Raw genomic sequence first — 15,901 nt, 5'->3', positions numbered from 1 at the left:
GGCCGCCACGGCTGAGGAAATGAGCGGTCAGGCCGGGCAGCTTCAGCAGATGATGAGTTTCTTCAAGACCGGTGGCGAATCGGCCCGGCGGCAGGAAACCGCGCCGAGGCGGCAGACACGCCCCGACAGCAAGACCATCTCCACATCCGGCGTCAAGGCATTGACCGCCAAATCCTCGCTGATGCCTGAATTCATTCGTTTTTGAAAGAGGAACAGCTCATGGCAACAGCCCGATCCGAACAGTCGCGCGTGTCCTTTACGCCGGCTCGAACAGTCGTCGATTCTGCCAAGTCCGACTCGATCATCAACGATCACATACCGTTTCAGGCGCGGTTTAACAGGAGGTCTTTTCGACGGTAGCGGGCATGCCAGATTCCGGATCAGCCCGTGCCAAATCAGTCTTCGCCGAATCCAAGCACCCAGGACATTCATGATGACACTCTCCCTTTCCAGAAAAATGACCGTCGCCCGCAAAATGGCCCTCCTTGTCGGTGCCGCCCTGCTCGGCATCGGTCTGCTCGCCTTCTTCAGCCACCAGCAGATGGGCAAGGTCTTCGAGGCCGCCAACTACAGCACCGTCAAGTCGGTGCCCAGCCTGGTCACGCTCGGCAATCTGCGCGCTGACTTCTTGAATCTGCGGCTTCGGACGTATCGTCACATCATTACTGAGGATCCCGCCCGGATGGAAGAAGTGGAACAGACCATCACCCAGAGTCGGGGCAAGATCGAGGAAGCGATGCGCGCCTACGAGGCCACGATCTCGGACGAGGCCGACGGTGCCCTGCTTCGTCAGGAGCAGGAACTGTTCACCAAATACCTCGCCGTACTCGAACCCGTTTTGATCCAGTCGCGCGCCAACAACAAAGAGGCGGCACACAAGCTGGCTGAACAGAATGCCAGTCTCGCCAGAGAACTGGGCGCTAAAATCGACGAGCATTTTGACTACAACGTCAGTCAGGCCAAGAAGGCCGCCGATCTGGCGCTCAAGGTCCGCAGCGACGCCGCCAACCTGGCGCTGATCATTCTCGCCCTGACCCTGGTCACAGTTACCTTCATCGGCGTCGCCATCACCCGCAACCTGCTCCAACAACTGGGCGGTGAGCCCGATTTTGCCGCCGAGGTCGCCAACAAGATCGCGGCCGGCGATCTCAGCTCGCGGATCGATCTCAAACCCGGCGACAGCAGCAGTCTGATGGCGGCGATGAAGACGATGTCGGCGACCATCAATCAGGTTATTGAGGAGATGAGCCGCATGTCCGTCGAGCACGACAAGGGCGACATCGACGTGCGGATCGATGCCTCCCGCTTCAGCGGTTCCTTCCGGGCTATGGCCGAGGGCGCCAATCAGATGGCCGCTGGCCATATCGCGGTCTATCGGGACTCCATCGGCTGCGTCAGGGAATTCGGCGAGGGCAACATGGATGCGCCGCTGGCGGCTTTCCCCGGCAAGAAGGCCTTCATCAACGAGACCATCGAGCAGGTGCGCGGCAACATCAAGGCGCTCATCGCCGACACCCGGACCCTGTCCGATGGCGCGCTACGCGGCCAACTCGACATCCGCGCCGACGCCAGCCAGCACCAGGGCGATTTCCGGCGCATCGTCGAGGGGATCAACGGCACCCTGGACGCCGTCATCGGCCCGGTCAACGAGGTCATGCGCGTTCTGAAGCTGATGGAAGACGGACAGTTATCGGAGACGATCAAGACGAGCTATCAGGGACAACTGGAGGAACTGCGCAACACACTCAACAACACGGTCGAGAAGCTGGCGCAGACCATGCGCGATGTGCGCGCCACCGCCGACGATCTGACCTCAGCCGCCGATCAGGTGAGCATGACCGCGCAGACGCTCTCGCAGGGGGCCACCGAGCAGGCCGCCAGCGTGGAAGAAACCTCCGCCTCAATGGAGCAGATGGCGGCATCCGTTGCGCAGAACACCGAGAACGCCTCCGTCACCGACGGCATGGCGGCGAAAGCGGCGAAGGAGGCCGCCGAGGGTGGCGTGGCGGTGCGCGAGACGGTCGCGGCGATGAAACAGATTGCGCAGAAGATCGGCATCATCGACGACATCGCCTATCAGACCAATCTGCTGGCGCTCAATGCCGCCATCGAGGCCGCCCGTGCCGGTGAGCACGGCAAGGGCTTCGCGGTGGTCGCTGCCGAGGTTCGCAAACTGGCCGAGCGCAGTCAGGTGGCGGCGCAGGAGATCGGCGAGGTCGCCGGCTCCAGCGTCGAACTGGCGGAGAAGGCCGGGCGTCTGCTGGATGCCATCGTGCCGGCCATCACCAAGACCTCCGATCTGGTGCAGGAAATCGCCGCCGCTTCGACCGAGCAGTCGAGCGGCGTGAGCCAGATCAACGGCGCCGTGTCTCAGCTCAGTCAGGCGACCCAGCAGAACGCCTCGGCGTCGGAAGAACTGGCTGCCACGGCTGAGGAAATGAGCGGTCAGGCCGAGCAGCTTCAGCGGATGATGAGCTTCTTCAAGACCGGTGGTGAATCGGCCCCGGCGCGGCTCGCCGCGCCGACCCGCCCGTCCATTGGCAGCGCCAAAGTCCTGGTCAGCGGGACCGACAGGAAGCGGCTGACCCTTGGCCGGCCACTTCCCGATTCCGAATTCGTGACCTTTTGAGAGGAACGACCATGGAACAGATCCAAAGACTTGATGCCGGCCGATCCGGGCCCAGGCAGCGGGGCGCTGCCGAGGCCGATCAGTACCTGACCTTCACCGTGTCCGGCCAGATGTATGGAATCGGCATCCTGGCGATCAAGGAAATCATCCAGTACGGCGCGGTGTCCGGCGTACCGATGATGCCTGATTTCATCCGGGGGGTGATCAACCTGCGCGGCGCAGTGGTGCCGGTCGTCGATCTCGCGGCCCGCTTCCATGGCCGACTGGCCGAGGTGGGCCGGCGCAGTTGCATCATCATCGTTGAGATCGGCGAACAGGCCGCCATCCAGGACGTGGGCATCCTGGTTGACAGCGTGTCCGCCGTGCTGGAGATCGCCGCCGACGAGATCGAGCCCGCGCCGGCCTTCGGTGCCGGGGTCAGGACCGATTTCATCCGTGGCATGGGCAAGGTCAATGGCGGCTTCGTGATTCTGATCGATGTCGCGCGCGTCCTCGGCACCGACGGACTCATGCTCCTGGCCGACCCGGTTGAGGCATTGGCAAAGGCGGCGGCGCGCGCCGCGCCGGACGCTGTGGATGTTTTGGGATAAACTGCGCCTGGACATTGGCAGGGCCGTTGCCTGCATCGCCAGTGTCCGGGCGGATTTTCACCCACAAGCTCAGGTCTCGTCTCTGCCGCGACAGTCAGGCGGCGGTGATCGGTCTGCGGCTGGAACAGCATCGACCCAGATGGATATCGACATCACGGATCGCAGAGCCGCCAAGACCAGACAACGACGCATCGAGTCCGAGCGGCGACGGCGCGATCAGGGCCGCTTTCTGGAGACTCTGGACCGGATCTCACGCATCCTCACGGGCCGCGTGCACGATGCCGGTCTCATCACCGAACTGGCCGCCGCGATTCTGGACATCTTCAAGGCGGATCGTGTCTTCTTCCTGCATCCCTGCGACCCGGATGCCGCCACCTTCCGGATTCGGATCGAAGTGACCCGGCCCGAATGGCCCGGTGTCTTTGCAGACCGGGAGGTCGGTCCCGATGGGGTTGAATTCGTTCCGGACGATGCCTTCAGGATGCACCTCCGTCAGGCGCTGAGTCGCCGCTGGCCGTTAACGATCCAGTGCGCCGACGCCTCCGCCATGGGCCGGCATTATGGCGTCCAAAGCCAACTGTCCGCAGTGCTTTATCCGCAGGCGGACCAGCCCTGGCAACTGAGTCTCCAGCAATGCGGCGCCCCACGGCAATGGACCGACGCCGAGCAGCGACTGTTTCAGACCATCGCGGAACGGGTGGGCGAGGCGCTCTCGGGTCATCTGCTGCTCCAGCGGCTCCAGTCGAGCGAGCAGCGATTCGCCAAGGCGTTCCGCTCCAGTCCGGCGCCCATGCTCATCACCACGATCAATGAAGGCCGCATCCTCGACGCGAACGAACGCTGGCTCGACCTGCTGGAGGCCGAGCGGGAAAGGCTCATCGGAAGGACCACGCTGGAGCTCGACATCTGGGTCGATCCTGAGCAGCGCGCCCGCATGGTCGCCCAACTGCGGGCGACTGGCCCGTTTCAGAACCTGCCGATCCGTATTCGCTCCTGCCGTGGCAATCTGAGAGAGGTTCTCTGGTCAACCGAGATCATCCGGTTCGGGGACGAGGAGGTGCTGCTCTCATCAATCCACGATCTGACCGAGCAGCGGCGCACCGAGCGAGTGCTCCGGCTGACCCGCGCCGCCATCGACAGGAGCCGCATCGGTTTTTACTGGCTCAGCACCGGGGGCCAGGTCGTCGATGTCAATCAGGCCGCCGCCGACAGTCTGGGCTACAGCCGCGAGGAGCTGATTGGACTCCATGTGTGGGACTTCGACCCCAACTATGGCCCCGACATGTCCGACGAGATCTGGAGCGCCATCCGACGGCTGAAATCCATCGCCTTCGAGTCCAGTCATCGCCGCAAGGATGGAACCATCTTCCCGATTGAGGGCGCGACCGACCATATCTGCATGGATGATGACGAGTACGCATTCACCTTCGTGCGCGACATCTCCGACCGCAAGGCCGCCGAGGCCGAACTGCGGGCCAGCGAGGAGCGTTTTGCCAAGGCCTTCCGCTCCAGCCCGGCGCTCACGGTGATTTCCACCCTTGATGAGGGACGTTTCATTGATGCGAACGATCGCTGGCTGGACGCCATGGGATACCGGCGGGAGGAGGTGATCGGGCGCACATCGCAAGACATCGCGCTCTGGGTTGACGCCGATGAACGCACCAGACTGGTCTCGATCCTCAAGACCAGGGGTTCGTTGCGGGATGTCCCGGTTCGGATCCGGGGCAAAACGGGCGCGGAATTCGATCACCTGTGGTCCGCCGAGATCCTTAGTCTCAGCGGTCAGTCTGTCATGCTCTCGGCGGTTCAGGACATCACCGAGCGCAAGCGAACCGATCAGGCACTCAGACTGGCTCAGTTCTGTATCCTGCACGCCTCGGACGCGGTGTTCTGGATCACGCCGGAAGCGCGTTTCATCTATGTCAATGATCAGGCATGCAGCTCACTCGGCTATGCGCGTGACGAGCTGTTGAACATGAGCGTGTGGGACATCGATCCCGATTTCTCGCCGCAGCGATGGCCCGAGCACTGGGAAAAGACACGGCGACTGAAGAAGCACGGGCTCGAAACCCGACATCAACGCCGGGACGGCGTGATCTTCCCCGTCGAGGTCGTCGTCAACTACGTCGAGTACGAAGGCCAGGAATACGATTTCGCCTTCGTGCGCGACATCAGCGAGCGCAGGCAGACGGAGGAGCAACTGGCGCGCTACCGCGAGCATCTGGAAGAACTGGTGGCACAACGCACCACCGCCCTGGAGGCGGCCAACGCGCATCTGCAACAGGCCATGACGCAGTTGGTACAGGCGGAGAAGCTCGCGGCATTGGGCAGCCTGGTCGCCGGTCTGGCGCATGAGCTCAATACCCCGCTCGGCAACGCGCGCATGGTCGCCAGCACGCTGGACGAATGGTTGAGCGAGGCGACGGACGCCGTTCACGCCGGTGCGCTGCGCCGTTCGCAGTTGATCGATCTGATTGATCGCGGGCGCGAGGCGGCTGGCCTGATTGACCGCAACACGGCCCGCGCCGCCGATCTGATCAATCATTTCAAGGAAATGGCGATTGACCAGACCAGCATGCGCCGACGTCGCTTCAGTCTGCGTCAAACGGTCGAAGAGGCGCTGATCACGCTGGGACCGACCCTGAAACGCACGGCGCATCAGATCGCGATCAAAATCCCCACCGACCTCGAACTGGACAGCTACCCTGGTCCACTGGAGCAGGTCATCGCCAATCTGATCAGCAATTCGCTGACCCACGCCTTCGCCGGGATGGATGCCGGCAGCATCGAGATCACCGCGCACGCAGAAGGATCGGAACACATTGCAATGATCTATCGGGACAACGGCAGCGGCATTCCGGACGCCTTGCAAAACCGCATCTTCGAGCCTTTTTTCACCACCCGCCTGGGTCAGGGCGGAAGCGGGCTGGGGCTCTACATCGTATACAACCTGGTGACTGGCGTACTCGGCGGAAACATCAGGGTCGAAAGCCGGGAAAGTCAGGGTACAACCTTCCTGTTCAATCTCTCGTGTTCAGCACCTCAGCAGCCTGCCGTGATGGCATGAAAGACGAGTCTGCCGCCTGTCGGAAAGTCAAGGTCATCGGCGGGCGTACTCTGGACGTTTGACACATTCCATGCTACCCATGCTGCCCGTTGCGGATTCGGCCTGTTTACCCAGCCCGATTCTGAGGATTCACCGCAACACCCCTCGGCGCCCCCTTACCCCGAGCGCAACCTGATCCAACGACCGCCCCACCCCTGCGGTTCGGATTGTTTTGGGCGGAAGTATGCAACCGCACATCAACGCGCGCGTGTTTTCCAGCATGCGCGAAGGGATGATTATTACCGATTCACTGGGAACGATCCTGGAGGTCAACGAGGCCTTCAGCAGAATCACCGGCTATCGACGCGAAGAGGTGCTGGGCAGGACGCCGCGTCTCCTGCGATCCGGACGCCACGACCCGTCGTTCTACGCGACGATGTGGAGGGATCTGCTCGCGCATGGCTGTTGGAGCGGGGACATCTGGAACCGCAACAGACAGGGCGAGATCTATCCGGGACACCTGACCATCAGCGCCGTGCACGATGCACAGGGCTGGGCCAGACACTATGTCGGGCTCCTCTCCTGCCTCCAGACGGACGAACAGCACCTGGCGCGTCTTGCCTGTCACGATGTGCTCACGGGGCTGCCGAATCGTGTCCTGCTGGCCGAGCGTCTGCGTCAGGGCATGATGCAGGTGCGGCGACAGAGACGGCGTCTGGCGCTCGTCTATCTCGATCTCGACGGCTTCAAGGCGGTCAATGACGCCTACGGTCACGACGTTGGTGACCAGCTCCTGATTGCCCTGGCCGCGCGGCTCGGACAGGCGCTGCGGCAGGGCGATCTGCTGGCCCGGCTCGGCGGCGACGAATTCGTGGCCGTGTTCATGGATCTGGACGACGAGCAGGCCAGTGCGCCGCTCCTCGCGCGACTGCTTGCGGCAGCTTCGCAGACCATTCCGGTCGGTGCCCTCGTCCTGCCGGTCGCCGCCAGTCTCGGCGTCACGCACTACCCGCAGAACGAAGCCGTGGACGCTGATCATCTGGTCCGCCAGGCCTATCAGGCGATGTGTCAGGCCAAGCTCGCGGGCAGGAATCGCCTGCATCGCTTCGACGCCGAGCTTGCCACAAGCCTGAGAGTACGCAACGAGGATGTCGAACGGATCCGGGAGGGGCTGGAGCAGGCCGAGTTCCTGCTTTTCTATCAGCCCAAGGTCAACATGCGTACGGGCGAGGTCATCGGCGCTGAAGCCCTGATCCGCTGGCAGCACCCGCAGCGCGGTCTCCTGTCGCCGATCCATTTTCTCCCGCTCATTGATGAGCATCCGCTGGCCGCCGAGATCGGCGACTGGGTGATCGATTGCGCACTCAGGCAGCTTCGTCTCTGGCACACCTGGGGTCTGACGCTCACGGTCAGCGTCAACGTGGGGGCTTACCAGCTTCAGCAGCCCGATTTCGTCGAGCGACTGGCCGCCGCACTGGCGCGCTATCCCGAGCTTCCGGCGGGTTCGCTGGAGATCGAAATACTCGAAAGCAGCGCCCTGCATGACATCGACAAGGTGTCGGCACTGATGCACCAGTGCCGCGAGTTCGGTGTGGAATTCGCGCTGGACGACTTCGGCACCGGCTACTCATCGCTGACCTACCTCAAGCGGCTGCCGGCCGCCTCGCTCAAGATCGATCAGACCTTTGTCCGCGACATGCTCAAGGATCCGGACGATCTCTCGATCCTGGAGGGCGTGCTCAGTCTGGCGACGGCCTTCCAGCGGCAGACCATTGCCGAAGGCGTCGAAACGCTCGCACATGGTCAGCTTCTGCTCCAACTGGGCTGCGAACTGGCGCAGGGTTACGAGATCGCGCCGCCGATGCCGGCGGACCAGTTCGCCAACTGGGCGCGGGAATGGCGTACCCATGACGAGTGGCGGTCACAGCAGCCGGTCAACCGCCATGACCTGCCGATCATCTTTGCGCAGATCGAGCACGCCATCTGGCTCCAGGCGATCGACGACTTCCTCAAACAGGGTCTTGGATCGCTGCCGCCCTTGCATCACCAGGCGTGCCGTTTCGGGCGCTGGCTGAGCGCGGAAGGCGATGCACGCCACCGGGACAATCCGCTCTTCCAGCCGCTCAGGGTCAGCCATGAGCGGCTTTATGATCTCGCCGCGCGACTGATCGCGCACAAGACGGCGGGAGAGGATCAGGCGGTCGTTCAGGGACTCGCCGAACTGCACGCCGTCAGCGCCGAGTTCTGTCAGCGGCTCATGATGCTCGTACCCGGATGGCAGTGGTGCCGCAGTCACGCACCGGAAGACCATCCACACCCGATCAAGATTCAGCATGAGAGTCCTCATCCATGACAAGCCGTCCAGGGCAGCCGCCTGCGATCACCGACGCCACCAACGAAGCCATCTGGATCCCCGATCCGGGTCACGGCTGTGAGGGCGCGAACGCCTCGGCGCCAGGATTGATGACGGGGTCCGGCCTCGGCCCCAGCGGGCCGGTTCAGGGACCGCTGCACTCCCGCGAATCGCTCTATGCGGTCATCCTCAACGAGTCGCCGGACGGGATCCTGCTGATCGATGCCGAAACCCTGCGTTTCGTTGAATTCAATGACGCGGCGTGCGCCTCGCTTGGCTACTCGCGCGAGGAGTTCAGCCGTCTTGGTCTCGCGGACATTGATCAATCGATCATGAACGGGGAATTCAGTCAGCAGAGTGCCGCACTCGACCGGGCGGGCGGCGGCTGGTTCGAGACGACGCATCGCCACAGGGACGGGAGTCTCCGCCATGTCGAGGTGGCGACACAACAGCTTGAAACGGTTCAGGGTCGGCTGTGGGCGTCGGTCTGGCACGATGTGACCGAGCGGCGCGTCATGCATGAGCAACTCGCCCGCGAGATCGCCTTTTCGCAGACGGTGATCAATGCCGAAGTCGATGGCGTGGCCGTCTGTCACCGCATCAATCAGCCCCCTTATGTGCGCTTCACGGTCTGGAATCAGGCGATGATCGATCTTACCGGCTTCTCGCTGGATGAGATCAACCGTCTTGGCTGGTATCAGAGCATCTATCTGGACCCGTTGATTCAGGAAGGCGCGCGGGCGCGCATGGCGCGCATGTACCAGGGCGATCATCTCCAGGGCGAGGAATGGATCATCACGCGCAAGGATGGCGAATCTCGCCATCTTCGGATTCACACTGCACCTGTGCTCGAAGACGAGCGCGGCAGCCACGTCCTTGCGCTCATGCACGATGTCACCGAACAGGTCCGCAATGCACGCGCCCTGCGCGAGAGCGAGGCGCGCTATCGCGACCTGCTGGAGACCATCCCCGTCGGGATCGTGGTGCACGACGCCCTGGGGCGCGTCATCGACCACAACGCGACGGCCCTGACCATTCTCGGTCTCGCGCACGAGCGACTGCACCAACTCGATTCGCGCACCGATCACCGGGAAATGATTGCGGAAGACGGGAGTCCACTGGGAGCGGATCGTTACCCCGTGAACCGGGTCATCGCCGATCATCGCCCGGTACGCAATGCACTGGTCGGATGGGTGCCACACGGCGTGCAGGATCCGCGCTGGTTTTTTATCAATGCCGATCCGGTCTTCGCCGATGGCCGTCTGCGTCAGGTCCGGGTGAGCTTTACCGAGGTCACGGAAAAGAAACAGGCTAAAGACATCCTCGCCCGGCACCGCGAGCAGCTCCAGGAAGAGGTCAGGGCGCGCACCGCCGAACTGGAGACCGCGAAACAGCTTGCCGAAACCGCAAATGCGGCCAAGAGCACCTTTCTGGCCAACGTCAGCCATGAGGTTCGCACACCGCTGAATGTCATCATCGGGCTCAACCGCCTGCTCCAGAACACCGCCACGGATGCGGAGCAGTTGGAGCGTCTCGGCAAGGTCTCGGATGCCGCCGCGCATCTTCTGCGCGTCATCGACGATATTCTCGATTTCTCCCGACTCGAAGCGGATGCGCTGGTGCTCGAACCGGTGGATTTCATGCTGTCGCAGAGCCTTGACCGACTCTGCGTCCTGACCGATGAGCGACTGGAGACCAAGGGTCTCAGCCTGCGGATTCTGATCGATCCGGCGATTCCCGACCGCCTGCACGGCGATCCGCTGAGACTGGGTCAGATCTTGCTCAACCTGCTCGGCAATGCCATCAAGTTCAGCGACAAAGGGACCATTACGCTCGGCGCCAGCCTGATCGAGCAGTCTCCGGCCACGCTGCTGCTGCGCTTCGAGGTGCGGGACGAAGGGATCGGCATGTCCGGCGAGCATGTCGCCCAGCTCTTTCACGCATTCGAGCAGGGGGACTGTTCGGCGGCGCGTAAATTCGGCGGACTGGGTCTTGGGCTTGCCATCACCCGGCATCTGATCGGGCTGATGGGCGGCCAGATCGGGGTCGAGTCAGGCCCGGAGACGGGAAGCATCTTTTGGTTTACGGCCAGATTTGGGCTGCCAGCAACAGAGGCCGCACCCGCTGCGCCATCTGCGGCGACACCAGCCGAGCGTCTGATAGCGGCGCATTCCCAGGCGCGGATTCTGGTCGCCGAAGACAATGAGATCAGCCGCGAGGTGGCGAAGGAGTTGCTTGAAGAAGTGAAGCTCAGTGTCGATCTGGCGGAGAACGGCGCCATCGCCCTGCGCATGGCGGCGGCGCAGCCTTACGACCTGATCCTCATGGACATGCAGATGCCGGAGATGGACGGGCTGGAGGCCACGCGGAAGATCCGCGCACTGCCCGGATGGCGCAACCGTCCCATTCTGGCCATGACCGCAAATGTCTTCGAGCAGGATCGCACACGCTGTCTTGAGGCCGGCATGAACGATCATCTCGCCAAACCGGTTGACTCGGACCACCTTTACCGGACCCTTCTGCACTGGCTGGGGGATGGTGATGAAGCGCGCGGTGTGGACTCTGCTGCGTCACCTGTCGATCCTGCGCCAGTGCCTGAAATCATGGGGCTCGACATGGATCAGGGGATTCACCATGTCGGCGGAAATCGCGCCCTGTACTGTCGCCTGCTCAATCGCTTCGTGAACGAGCACGACGATGACATTCGCCGGATGGAAACCTGCCTGGCAACAGGAGATGACGAGGAGGCGCGACGGATCGTCCACACACTGAAAAGCACGGCGGCAACCCTGGGCGCCACCGAACTACAGCGTCATGCGGCCGCGCTGGAAACGGCCATCCTGAACAAAGCGACCGGCGAGGAGATCGAACATCATCGAGCCGCGACCGCCGATCTGTTGCAAAGGATCATTCGCGGCATCAGGGATGCCTCATTCAGGATCGAGTAAGGTGAAGGCAGGCGGGCCGCAGCACCGGATCCCGCATCAGACGATGACCGGGCGCTGCGCCGAACGCCTCCAGCTTCAGCCCGGCGCCGCCGAACCCGGATCGTATCCCAGCACCGGGGCCAGCCACCGCTCGGCCTCGGCGAGGGTCATGCCCTTGCGCTCGGCATAGTCCGCGACCTGGTCCTTCTGGACCCTGCCGACACCGAAATAGCGCGCCTGGGGATGCGAGAAATACCAGCCCGAGACTGCGGCGGTCGGCAGCATGGCGAAGTTCTCGGTCAGGGTGATGCCGACACGCCGGTCGGGTTCGAGCAGACGCCAGAGCGTGCCCTTCTCGGTGTGATCGGGACAGGCGGCATAGCCGGGCGCGGGGCGGATGCCCTGGTATTTCTCGGCGATCAGCTCCTCGTTGCTCAGGGTCTCGTCCGCCGCATAACCCCAGTAGCGGGTACGCACCAGTTGATGCAGGCGCTCGGCGAAGGCTTCAGCGAGCCGGTCGGCCAGTGCCTTGAGCATGATGGCGCTGTAGTCGTCGTGATCGGCCTCGAAGCGCGCCAGATGCTCCTCGATCCCGACCCCGGCGGTGACGGCGAAGGCGCCGATCCAGTCGGCGTGGCCTGCCGGTGCGATGAAATCCGACAGACAGAAGTTGGGCTGATTGCGCCCGGCGTCGCGCGGCATCTGCTGACGCAGGTTGTGCAGCCGTTCGAGCGGGCGGGTGCGTTCGGCGTCGGCAAAGAGCTGGATGTCATCGTCGCCAACCCCGTTGGCCGGGAAGAAACCGATGACCGCGCGCGCCTCCAGCCAGCGTTCGCTGACCAGACGCCCCAGAAAATCCTGGGCGTCGGCATAGAGCTTGCGCGCCTCCTCGCCGATCACCTCGTCGTCCAGGATGTCGGGGAAACGCTTGTGGGCCAGCTCCCAGGCATGGAAGAAGGGCAGCCAGTCGATGCTGTGCACCAGATCATCGAGCGGGAAGGCCGCGATGGTAGCGATCACGCCGCCGCCGACCGGCTCCAACCGGAGTGTCCAGTGCGCGGAATCGCTGAATCCGGCATCAAGCAGCGCCGGGCGCGGCGGCGCATAGCTCGGCCAGTCGATCGGCACCCGGTTGGCACGCGCGGCAGCGATGGGCATGGACTTGCGTCCCGACTCCTTGCCCTCGCGCTCGGCGCGGACGCGGGCGTATTCCTCGCTGATCGCTGCCAGATAGTCCCCGCGCAGCTCGTCGCTCAGGAGATTGGAGGCGACACCGACCGCCCGCGAGGCGTCCGGCACATAGATGACGGGCGCCGCGCGCTGGGGCGCGATCTTGAGCGCGGTATGGACCTTGGAGGTGGTCGCGCCGCCGATCAGCAGCGGGATCTCCATCCCGAGTCGCGCCATCTCTCTGGCGACATGCACCATCTCGTCGAGCGACGGCGTGATGAGACCGGAGAGCCCGATGATATCGACCTGCTCCTCCCGCGCGCGCTGGAGGATGGTGTCAGCCGCAACCATGACCCCGATGTCGATGACCTCGTAGTTGTTGCACTGAAGCACCACGCCGACGATGTTCTTGCCGATGTCGTGCACGTCGCCCTTGACGGTCGCCATGAGGATGCGTCCGTTGTTGGTGCTGAGATCGCCCGAGGCGGCCTTTTCGGCCTCCAGGAAGGGGAAGAGATAGGCCACGGATTTCTTCATGACCCGCGCCGACTTGACCACCTGCGGCAGGAACATCTTGCCCGCGCCGAAGAGATCGCCGACATGGTTCATCCCGGCCATCAGCGGCCCCTCGATGACCAGCAGCGGACGCCCGAGCAGCAGACGCGCCTCCTCGGTGTCCTCGTCGATATAATCGGTGATGCCCTTGATGAGCGCATGTTCCAGACGCTGCGCGACCGGCCAGCCGCGCCATTCCTGCTCCTCCGGGCGCGCCTCTTCCGCGCCGTCGCCCTGGTATCTGGGCGCGATCTCCAGCAGACGTTCGGTGCCGTCCTCGCGCCGGTTGAGGATGACATCCTCGACCGCCTCGCGCAGCTCCGCTGGCAGGTCGTCATAGATGGCGAGCTGACCGGCGTTGACGATCCCCATGTCCATCCCGGCCTGGATGGCGTGATAGAGAAAGACCGCGTGGATCGCCTCGCGCACCGGGTTGTTGCCACGGAATGAAAACGACACATTGGACACCCCGCCCGAGACCTTGGCGTGGGGCAGCGTGCGCTTGATCTCGCGCGTGGCCTCGATGAAATCGACGGCGTAGTTGTTGTGCTCGTCGATGCCGGTGGCGACCGCGAAGATGTTGGGGTCGAAGATGATGTCCTCGGCGGGGAAACCGACCTGCTCCGTGAGGATGCGATAGGCACGGGTGCAGATCTCGATCTTGCGCGCCTGGGTGTCGGCCTGACCGACCTCATCGAAGGCCATGACGATGACCGCCGCGCCATAGCGTCGGCACAGCCGCGCCTGATGCAGGAACTTCTCTTCGCCCTCCTTGAGCGAGATGGAGTTGACGATGGGCTTGCCCTGAACGCACTTGAGCCCGGTCTCGATCACCTCCCACTTGGAGGAGTCGATCATCACCGGAACCCTGGCGATCTCGGGCTCGGCGGCGACCAGATTCAGGAAGCGCTGCATGGCGGCAACCGCATCCAGCAGCCCTTCGTCCATGTTGACATCGATCACCTGGGCACCGCTCTCGACCTGTTCCTGCGCCACGCTCAGGGCGGTGTCGTAGTCGCCGTCCTTGATCAGCCGCTTGAAGCGCGCCGAGCCGGTGACGTTGGTCCGCTCGCCGACGTTCACGAAGAGCGTTTCGGCGCCGATGTTGAAGGGCTCCAGACCCGAGAGCCGGCAGGCCGGGGCGAGGCTCGGCAGCGGACGCGGGGGCATCCCGGCGACCGCCCCGGCGATGGCGCGGATGTGGTCGGGCGTGGTCCCGCAACAGCCGCCGATGATGTTGAGGAATCCCGAGCGCGCCCACTCGCCGATCTCGGCGGCCATCTGCTCCGGCCCCAGATCGTAGCCGCCCAGCTCGTTCGGCAGACCGGCGTTGGGATGCGTCGAGACCCGGCATTCGGCGATCCGCGCCAGCTCCTCGACATACTGACGCAGCTCATAGGGACCGAGCGCACAGTTGAGCCCGATGCTGATCGGATCGGCATGACGCAGCGAGTTGTAGAAGGCCTCGGTGGTCTGGCCGGTCAGGGTCCGACCCGATTGGTCGGTGATGGTGCCCGAGAGCATGATCGGGCGCTCGACCCCGTCCTCGTCGAACACCTGTCTGACCGCGAAGATGGCGGCCTTGGCGTTGAGTGTGTCGAAGATGGTCTCGATCAGGATGATGTCCGCGCCGCCCGCGATCAGACCGCGCGTGGACTCGGCGTAGGAAGCCACCAGGGTATCGAAGTCGATATTGCGGAAACCGGGATCATTGACATCCGGCGAGATGGATGCAGTGCGATTGGTCGGACCCAGCACCCCGGCGACAAAGCGCGGCCTGTCGGGTGTCGAGTAATCGTCGGCACAGCTCCGCGCCAGCCGGGCGGCGGCGACGTTGATCTCATAGGCCAGGGCTTCCATGCCGTAATCGGCCATGGAGACCCGGGTCGCGTTGAAGCTGTTGGTCTCGACGATGTCGGCGCCGGCCTCCAGATACTGGCGATGGATGCCGCCGATGACATCCGGGCGGGTCAGCGTCAGCAGATCGTTGTTGCCCTTGAGATCGCTCGGCCAGTCCGCGAACCGTTCGCCGCGATAATCGGCCTCGGTCAGACCGTGGCGCTGGATCATGGTGCCCATGGCGCCATCAAGGATGAGGATGGAGCGTTCGAGACGCTCGCGCAGACGGGAGGCTGAATCGGACATGGATGCTCGCGGAGGTTGGATCTGGACGGAAGCGTTTAGGAATGGACAGGATTAACAGGATTTTCCAGGATAAGCAGGATTTCAACTGATTGTTTTCAATCTTGTGAATCTTGAATCATCCTGTTAATCCTGTCCAATTAGCGGCCTTTCAGCGAGCGCCCGGCGCGGTGTGCGATGTTTTTGGACGCAGTTTATCGTGCCCGTCCCAGATCCGAGGCTGTTCCAGCCACTTCTGGATAAACGACCAGGAGGCATGATAACCGTCGTGAGGCAGACGGCAGGCCGAGCAGTCCTTGCGTCGGAGTCCGTGCCTGTCGGTATAGACCCGATAGGGTCCGGGGCAGTCGTAAGCGATCAGCGGACAATAGCAGAAAAGACAGTTGAATTCCCGCCTGACCCCTTGATGACAGGGGTAGAAGGGGCACTCCCGATTGGTGAAGCCCTTGAAGGCTGCGCTGCCGGTGCTGTCTTTGGGGTGCATGACGT

7 protein-coding genes and 1 pseudogene are annotated in these 15,901 nt (G+C 63.4%); 6 read left to right on the top strand and 2 right to left on the bottom strand.

Annotation, left to right across the window (positions count from 1 at the left end):
- The 6 genes and pseudogenes from EDC35_RS10335 to EDC35_RS10310 all read left to right on the top strand — a co-directional run.
- Positions 1-205, top strand: a pseudogene (locus tag EDC35_RS10335) (methyl-accepting chemotaxis protein); the annotation flags it as partial.
- Between the two features lie 228 nt (positions 206-433).
- A complete protein-coding gene (locus EDC35_RS10330; protein ID WP_132977190.1) occupies positions 434-2,629 on the top strand; it encodes a HAMP domain-containing methyl-accepting chemotaxis protein in 2,196 nt (731 codons plus the stop codon).
- Positions 2,630-2,640: 11 nt separating this feature from the next.
- Positions 2,641-3,219: a chemotaxis protein CheW gene (locus EDC35_RS10325; RefSeq protein ID WP_132977155.1), complete on the top strand. Its 579-nt coding sequence runs from the start codon at positions 2,641-2,643 to the stop codon at positions 3,217-3,219.
- A gap of 139 nt (positions 3,220-3,358) precedes the next feature.
- The gene (locus tag EDC35_RS10320) at positions 3,359-6,286 is read left to right on the top strand and encodes a PAS domain S-box protein (RefSeq protein WP_165903403.1); all 2,928 of its coding nucleotides are present in this window, start codon (positions 3,359-3,361) and stop codon (positions 6,284-6,286) included.
- 223 nt (positions 6,287-6,509) lie between these two features.
- Positions 6,510-8,618, top strand: a complete 2,109-nt coding sequence (locus EDC35_RS10315) for an EAL domain-containing protein (RefSeq protein WP_132977153.1) — start codon at positions 6,510-6,512, stop codon at positions 8,616-8,618.
- Entirely contained in the window at positions 8,615-11,566 is a 2,952-nt protein-coding gene (locus tag EDC35_RS10310; protein ID WP_132977152.1) for a PAS domain S-box protein, read from the top strand. The genes EDC35_RS10315 and EDC35_RS10310 overlap by 4 nt, the downstream gene beginning before the upstream one ends.
- Before the next feature lie 75 nt (positions 11,567-11,641).
- Here EDC35_RS10310 and metH read toward each other — a convergent pair whose 3' ends face one another.
- Together metH and EDC35_RS10300 are read right to left on the bottom strand one after the other, a co-directional pair.
- Complete coding sequence (gene metH, locus EDC35_RS10305; RefSeq protein ID WP_132977151.1) at positions 11,642-15,415, bottom strand: methionine synthase; 3,774 nt, start codon at positions 15,413-15,415, stop codon at positions 11,642-11,644.
- A gap of 148 nt (positions 15,416-15,563) precedes the next feature.
- Entirely contained in the window at positions 15,564-15,896 is a 333-nt protein-coding gene (locus EDC35_RS10300) for a cysteine-rich small domain-containing protein (protein WP_132977150.1), read from the bottom strand.
- Positions 15,897-15,901: the final 5 nt, after the last annotated feature.

Origin of the sequence: Thiobaca trueperi (assembly GCF_004342175.1) — a bacterium.
Classification (GTDB): Bacteria; Pseudomonadota; Gammaproteobacteria; order Chromatiales; family Chromatiaceae; genus Thiobaca; species Thiobaca trueperi.
Note: the sequence above shows the minus strand (reverse complement) of the source record. Positions and strands in the feature narration are given on the sequence as shown.

Bases quoted from the DNA above. Each gene is read 5' to 3' on its own strand.
- metH (WP_132977151.1), bottom strand. From the start codon at position 15,415: ATGTCCGATTCAGCCTCCCGTCTGCGCGAGCGTCTCGAACGCTCCATC.
- EDC35_RS10300 (WP_132977150.1), bottom strand. From the start codon at position 15,896: ATGCACCCCAAAGACAGCACCGGCAGCGCAGCCTTCAAGGGCTTCACC.
- EDC35_RS10310 (WP_132977152.1), top strand. From the start codon at position 8,615: ATGACAAGCCGTCCAGGGCAGCCGCCTGCGATCACCGACGCCACCAAC.
- EDC35_RS10330 (WP_132977190.1), top strand. From the start codon at position 434: ATGACACTCTCCCTTTCCAGAAAAATGACCGTCGCCCGCAAAATGGCC.
- EDC35_RS10320 (WP_165903403.1), top strand. From the start codon at position 3,359: ATGGATATCGACATCACGGATCGCAGAGCCGCCAAGACCAGACAACGA.
- EDC35_RS10315 (WP_132977153.1), top strand. From the start codon at position 6,510: ATGCAACCGCACATCAACGCGCGCGTGTTTTCCAGCATGCGCGAAGGG.
- EDC35_RS10325 (WP_132977155.1), top strand. From the start codon at position 2,641: ATGGAACAGATCCAAAGACTTGATGCCGGCCGATCCGGGCCCAGGCAG.